We start from the raw sequence: 6,955 nt of genomic DNA on the forward strand, positions 1-6,955 counted from the left end.
GGTTAAGTGTAAAAAAAGGCTTAACCACATTTGGATTGAAAACAAAGCTTTATATAAAAGCTCAAAAAGAAGCACTTAAAGCCTGGAAGCAGATGCTGGCCGTAAGTGCGTAACATCAGTTAATAATGTAATTCCCCCCTCTTACTTAATGATCTTGATCAATAATTGTTAATAAATATCTCTCTACATCTATTTATAAAAACATCCTCAGATGGCTAGCCATACCTGTTAAGTCACTTTTAAAGAAGGATTTTGTGTACTGTTCAGGGGGGGGCGTAGAAGAAAGGAGGAGGACTAACTGTTGAACTCACATTATTGTATGGTCTGTTTTAAGCATAATAATTACTTGAAAAATGAACAGTGGTAAAAATAGTGCAGTATTAATCAATCATATACTAACGTTATCATTCGTAATTTTACAGTGGCAAGAGATTCATTGGATGAACATCTTGCTATTTATCAATTAACATAGAAATGTAGGTACATCATGGCTACTAAAAAGACCCCAACTGCAGTAAAAAGTAAAGCGACAAGCAAAACAAACACTCAGCAATTAACGCCAGTAGTTGAATGCACTAGTGAACAGATGCAACAAGCGATTGTAGATCGTTTACGTAAAGGGCTAGGCACAGATCAACATAAAGCAAATAACAAAGCGTGGTGGAATGCGACGTGTCATGCCGTTAATGAGGTGGTTTTTGATAAACTGACACAAACTCAACAAAACCATGCAGGCAAAGATGTTCGTTCTGTAAACTACCTTTCTCTTGAATTTTTAATGGGTCGTTTGCTTTCAAATAACCTGCATAACTTAGAATTATTCAAAGTAGCTGAAGAAGCTCTTAAAGGCTTAGGCAAAGACTTATACGAAATCTGCGATGAAGAGCCTGATATGGCGCTTGGTAATGGCGGTCTAGGTCGTCTTGCTGCCTGTTTCATCGACTCATTAGCAACATTAGGTTACCCCGCGATCGGTTACGGTATTCATTACGAGCACGGCCTATTTGCTCAATCATTTCAAGATGGACGTCAAATCGAACGCCCAGACACATGGCGCGAATATGGCAACCCATGGGAAATTTGTCGCCCTGAATCTATTCAACATGTACCACTATACGGTTACGTTGAAACTGTTTTTGATGAAGATGGCAGCTCACACAAAGAGTGGCATGCGGGTCAGAAATTGAAAGGTGTGCCATGGGATGTGCCAATTGTTGGTTACGGCGCAAAAACAGTTAACATTTTACGCCTATGGGAAAGCCGCTCTGATGAAGCGTTCGATTGGGACGTATTTAATGCGGGCGGTTATGTTGATGCTCAAGCTGAGAAATCACAAGCAGAAACTGTTTCAAAAGTATTATACCCAAATGATGAAACGCCAGAAGGTAAAGAGTTACGTCTTGTTCAACAGTACTTCTTCTGTGCATGTTCTGTGAAGGATATTCTACGTCGTTTCAAACGTGCGAATACTGATTGGAACAAACTAGCCGATAAAGTTGCGATTCAATTAAATGATACACATCCAACTATCGCTATTCCTGAGCTAATGCGCATTCTCGTAGATGAAGAGCGTCTTGAATGGAGTTTTGCATGGGGAATCTGTCAGAAAGTTTTCGCGTACACAAACCACACCCTATTACCAGAAGCACTCGAAAAATGGTCTGTTAGCCTATTCGAAAAAGTGTTACCGCGTCACCTTGAAATTATTTTCGAAATCAACCGTCAATTCCTAGAATTAGTTGAAGCGAAATGGCCTGGTGATAATGCTAAGAAAGCCAAACTATCTATTATTCAAGAAGGCGATGATCGTAAAGTTTGTATGGCAAACTTATGTGTTGTTACTTCATATAAAGTAAACGGTGTTGCTGCAGTTCACTCTGAACTTGTAAAAACAGATCTTTTCCCAGAGTACCATGAACTATTCCCGACTAAATTAGTTAACGTCACGAATGGTGTGACACCTCGTCGTTGGTTAAAAGCTTGTAATCCTAAACTTGCTGCACTATATGATGAAGAAGTGGGTCATGATTGGGTTGTTAATCTTGATAAACTACGTGGCGTATTACCAAAAGCAAAAGATGTTGCTTTGCAAAAACGCTTCATGGATATCAAGAAAGAAAATAAACTTGAATTAGCTAAGATTATTAAAGATCTAACGGGCGTTGAAGTTTCTGCTGATGCAATCTTTGATATTCAAATCAAACGTCTACATGAATACAAGCGTCAACAACTCAATATGATTCATATTTTGACGCTGTATAAACGTTTATTAGATAACCCTGATTACGATATGATCCCTCGTGTGTTCATATTCGGTGCCAAAGCGGCGCCTGGTTATCATATGGCTAAGCAAATTATCTATGCTCTAAATAAAATTGCAGACAGAGTAAATAACGATGAACGCGTTAAAGGTAAGCTAAAAGTTGTATTCTTACCAAACTACCGTGTATCTCTTGCTGAAAAACTGTTCCCAGCCGCGGATATTTCTGAGCAAATATCAACTGCGGGTCTAGAAGCATCTGGTACTGGTAATATGAAATTTGCAATCAATGGTGCATTAACTGTTGGTACAATGGATGGTGCTAACATCGAAATGGCAGAAGAAATCGGTGCTGAGCACATGTTTATCTTCGGTTTAAGCGTTGCAGAAGTTAAAGAGTTGAAAGAGAAAGGTTACAATCCTTTTGATTACTACTACAGCAACCCTGAGTTAAAGTCGGTACTTGATTGGTTAGATACAGATTTCTTTACACCGGGTAAACCGGGTGCGCTATCTGATATCAAACGCACGCTACTTGAAGGCGGCGATGAGTATTTATGTCTAGCTGATTACGCTTCATACTGTGCTGCTCATCAGAAAATTGACGAGACTTACCGTGACCAGTCTGTATGGGCTGAGAAAGTTATTCTTAACTCTGGTGCAATGGGCAAATTTAACTCTGACCGTTCAATTGAAGATTATGTGCAAAACATTTGGCATTTGAAAAAATACCCATTAGCGTAATTTTTTATTAAGTATTAAATTTAAAAGGCGATAATTAATTATCGCCTTTTTTTTTGCTTAAAGCGCCGCGTAGGCTTGTTGGTTTTGCACCTTGAAGTAACATGGGTATATAATCAGTAAACTTTTTAAATTTGGATTTCTATTTTATACGACCGAGGAGGTTGTTATGTCTCAAGATCAAAATACAAATGATGTATGTGAAGCGTGTGGTACTTTCGTTGAGTTGGGTAGTGTTATTACTGAAGATGATACACTTCTAGTGTTGCCTTTTTCTGGCACAGATAAAGCGAGCGTTGATCGACTCGCTCAGAAATATATAGATGCAGCTAAAGCACGTTTTTCTACGGTTGAGTTCAGTAAGAATGAGCAAAATACTGAGACTGGGTTTGATTGTGAGTTATCACTGAAATTTGAATGTACAGCAGAAAAACTTATCTATGAGATGGGGCTAAGTACCATTTAAAGCGCCAACAAAGCTCTCTTAAAAGAGTCTAACCACTAGACTCTTTTTTGCTTTCACCCTCAAAATCGACTTTAGCACCTGTCTAAGCAAATCTTAATTTCTTCTTTTCTTGCATAATCGTTATACTAGTCACACTTATATTTTAACTACCTTATTTGGAGAGTACTTTGCTGATCGAAGATTTACCCATTGACCGTCGCTTAATCATTTCGTTATCCCACCTTGGATTTACAAAAACGACACAGATTCAAGCAGATGCAATCCCTGTTGCCGTTGCGGGAAAAGATTTGCTTGCATCATCAAAAACAGGATCGGGTAAAACGTTGGCTTATCTGCTACCTGCAATGCAGCGTGTGCTAAAGACTCGAGCCCTTACTAAACGAGATCCTCGGGTTTTAATTTTGACGCCAACACGAGAACTCGCGAAACAGGTCTATGCACAACTGCGTTTATTAGTTTCTAACACTAGTTTGAAACTAACGTTAGTTTCTGGCGGCGAAAATTTTAACGATCAAGTTAAACAACTGGATAAAGACCCGCATTTTGTTGTTGGGACACCGGGGCGAATTGTAGATCACCTTAAAAAAGGCTTATTGCATCTGCAGGGACTTGAGCTACTTATTTTAGATGAAGCTGACCGCATGCTAGATTTGGGGTTTGCAGAGCAGTTAAAAGCGATTAATGAAGCTGCCAATCATCGCCTGCGCCAAACCTTGCTCTTTTCTGCAACACTTGGTCATGCTGAAGTTAATGAGTTTGCAGTGCAACTACTAAAGGCACCTGTTCGTATTGCCGTTGGAGAAGAAAACCAACAACATAGTGAAATTAGCCAGCGATTTTATCTTGCGGATAATTTAAATCAAAAAGAAAAATTATTGTTTCATTTTATTAAAAACGAAGAAATTAAGCAGGCCATTATTTTCACTGCAACGCGCAAAGATACTGAGCGGTTGAGCACCCTGTTGATAGATAGAGGGCATGTAACCGTGGCGCTGCATGGTGATTTAGCACAAAACAATCGTAATAGCATTATGGACACCTTTGCGCGAGGTAAAGCACAGGTATTAGTGACTACAGATATTGCTTCTCGAGGCCTTGATTTGCTCAATGTTAGCCATGTTATTAACTTTGATATCCCTAAGCATACAGAAGAGTATATTCATCGTATTGGCCGTACAGGCCGTGCAGGTGAAAAGGGGGAGGCAATTTCAATTATTGGTCCTCATGACTGGGTTAATTTTAAAAAAGTAGAAGAATTTGTGCAGCAACAGATTCACTTTGATCGCATTGAAGGTATAAAACCTAAGTTTAAAGGGATTAAAGAAGTCGAGACAAAAGTAGTTGTTAATAGCCCAGTAAATGCGCAGAGAAAAAGTAAAACTGCGACTAAAACGCATAAAGCTAAAAAAGCGCCTAATAAAATATTTCACGAAGCTAAAGAGGTCGGTTTCTCCCCGATGCGCCGTAAAATAAAACCAGAAGAATAATTATTGGGTCATGACAAATAAGGAAGAGTGCTTTTATCTCTTCTTTATTTTTTAAATTTTAAATTTTAAATTATCCCCACCTTCTTTTCAAATAGCAAAAAATTATAATCCAAAGGTTCACTTCCATTGCTAAATAATTAATAGATCTTCGATACAAAAATTTAACAGAAGCAGAATGATTTATTGATCTGAAATCAAATTGTTCCTTATTTTCTGTTGGTTTTGCTTAAAGTTGCTTTATTATGATTTTATGAAGAAGTTGACATATCCTAGGACAATGCAATAAATGAATTTATTTACTAACAGGCGAAATAAAAAGGATACTTCATCGGTCTTTTTAAATATGAACAGAAAACAGAAACGTTATGAATCACTCGTCCATATCTATAGCCCAGATCTTTACCGTTATGCATATTGGATTTGCCGTGATCCCGACATCGCACAAGATTTAGTGCAGGAAACTTGCCTGCGAGCTTGGAAAAGTTTAGATACTTTGCTAGATGACAAATCAGTAAAAGGGTGGTTGTTTACTATACTACGGCGTGAAAATGCACGCCGCTTTGAACGCAAGCAGTTGCCTCTAGTTGATATAGATGATCATGAGGTTAGTGATCAATATGATTCCACTAAAAAGATGGAAAGTGAGTTGTTGCTGCGAAAAATAGCACTTTTGGGAAATGAATATAAAGAACCATTACTGTTACAACTTATCGCTGGTTTCACCGCAGAGGAGATAGCCGTGCAGTTAGATTTGAACAAAAACACGGTATTAACACGTCTTTTTAGAGCGAAAAATTTATTGAAGTCATCATTGACAACCGTCACAAAAGAAAATGGGGAAGCACATGGATGATATTTTATTTCGTCATACTGCAATTGCGACACCTAATTATAAAGGTGATGAGTTTTTGCAGAGACAGGCAGAGTCAGAAAAAAATAAGTCACTGGTTAACGAAGCTAAGCAATTTGATTTAGATCTTCAGTCGTTATTAAAAGTGGATTTACCTGAAAATTTGGCAGATAAGATACTGTTTCAGCAATATTCTTCTATTAATCATAAACGACAATTGAATAATCGTTGGCATATTGCCATCGCTGCCTCTATTGCTTTTGTTATAGGCATTAGTTTGCCACTATTAAATGGTCTGACTCACTCACCATTAGACATTGGTACAGTTGCAATGCAGCATGTGCAGCAGGAATATTACTTTACCGCCAAAATAAATGAGCAAGCCAGTCGAACAACTATTAATGCTAAACTAGCAAGTTATGGCGGGCAGGTGCAAGGCGAGCTGGGGGAGGTGTTTTTCGTCAATTACTGTCAGTTTGCTGGCACCTCCGCCTTGCATATGATTATGCAAGGTGAAAAAGGGAGAGTAACGGTTTTTGTTGTGCCAGCGGGTGAAGAATTCATCGAAACGCCATCCTTTAATAACCAGCATTTAAAAGGGGTAACTAAAAAAATGGGCCATGCGAATGTGGTTATTGTGGGTGAGAGGGATGAGCCACTCGAGAAAATGGATCTGAAATTACAAAAAAATATTCAATGGGATATTTAGACGCATTTGAATTTTATGTTTCACCAAATAAAAAGGCAGTTCTGTGATTGGTTGCTTGAATTATCAGCAACCAAGTCGTTTATCTGCCTTTTTTGTTGACAGGATGAAACGCAAAAAATATACTGCGCCCGTCTTAAACACTTCTGCATTAAATTAAGTGTGAAATATATATGTCTTCTAGTTCAGCTTGTAGAGCGATAGAGACACTGTTAATGTGTTATATCCATTAGTAGTAGAAAAAATAATTCCTCTTTAGCTTTGTTTGTAGAGCGATAGAGACACTGTTAATGTGATGTATTCATTAGCAGAAAAGAGCAATTCCTCTTTAGCTCAGTTGGTAGAGCGATAGAGACACTGTTAATGTGTTATTCCATTAGTAGTAGAAAAGAACAATTCCTCTTTAGCTCAGTTGGTAGAGCGATAGAGACACTGTTAATGTGTT

At 38.2% G+C, this 6,955-nt stretch carries 5 protein-coding genes and 1 pseudogene; all 6 read left to right on the top strand.

What is annotated here, in order from left to right; translation table 11 throughout:
• Positions 1-113 (top strand): annotated as a pseudogene (locus tag KSO91_RS17950) (IS701 family transposase); the annotation flags it as partial.
• A 374-nt stretch (positions 114-487) separates the two neighbouring features.
• Entirely contained in the window at positions 488-3,004 is a 2,517-nt protein-coding gene (locus tag KSO91_RS15295) for a glycogen/starch/alpha-glucan phosphorylase (RefSeq protein ID WP_238743899.1), read from the top strand.
• 166 nt (positions 3,005-3,170) lie between these two features.
• Entirely contained in the window at positions 3,171-3,467 is a 297-nt protein-coding gene (locus tag KSO91_RS15300) for a DUF406 family protein (RefSeq protein ID WP_238743900.1), read from the top strand.
• A 167-nt stretch (positions 3,468-3,634) separates the two neighbouring features.
• Positions 3,635-4,954, top strand: a complete 1,320-nt coding sequence (locus tag KSO91_RS15305; RefSeq protein WP_238743901.1) for a DEAD/DEAH box helicase — start codon at positions 3,635-3,637, stop codon at positions 4,952-4,954.
• A gap of 343 nt (positions 4,955-5,297) precedes the next feature.
• The gene (locus KSO91_RS15310) at positions 5,298-5,807 is read left to right on the top strand and encodes a sigma-70 family RNA polymerase sigma factor (protein WP_238743903.1); all 510 of its coding nucleotides are present in this window, start codon (positions 5,298-5,300) and stop codon (positions 5,805-5,807) included.
• Positions 5,800-6,513, top strand: coding sequence for a DUF3379 family protein (locus tag KSO91_RS15315; protein ID WP_238743902.1), 714 nt, complete (start codon positions 5,800-5,802; stop codon positions 6,511-6,513). The genes KSO91_RS15310 and KSO91_RS15315 overlap by 8 nt, the downstream gene beginning before the upstream one ends.
• Positions 6,514-6,955: the final 442 nt, after the last annotated feature.

It is taken from the genome of Psychromonas antarctica (genome assembly GCF_022267535.1).
In the GTDB taxonomy this organism is placed as follows: Bacteria; Pseudomonadota; Gammaproteobacteria; order Enterobacterales; family Psychromonadaceae; genus Psychromonas; species Psychromonas antarctica.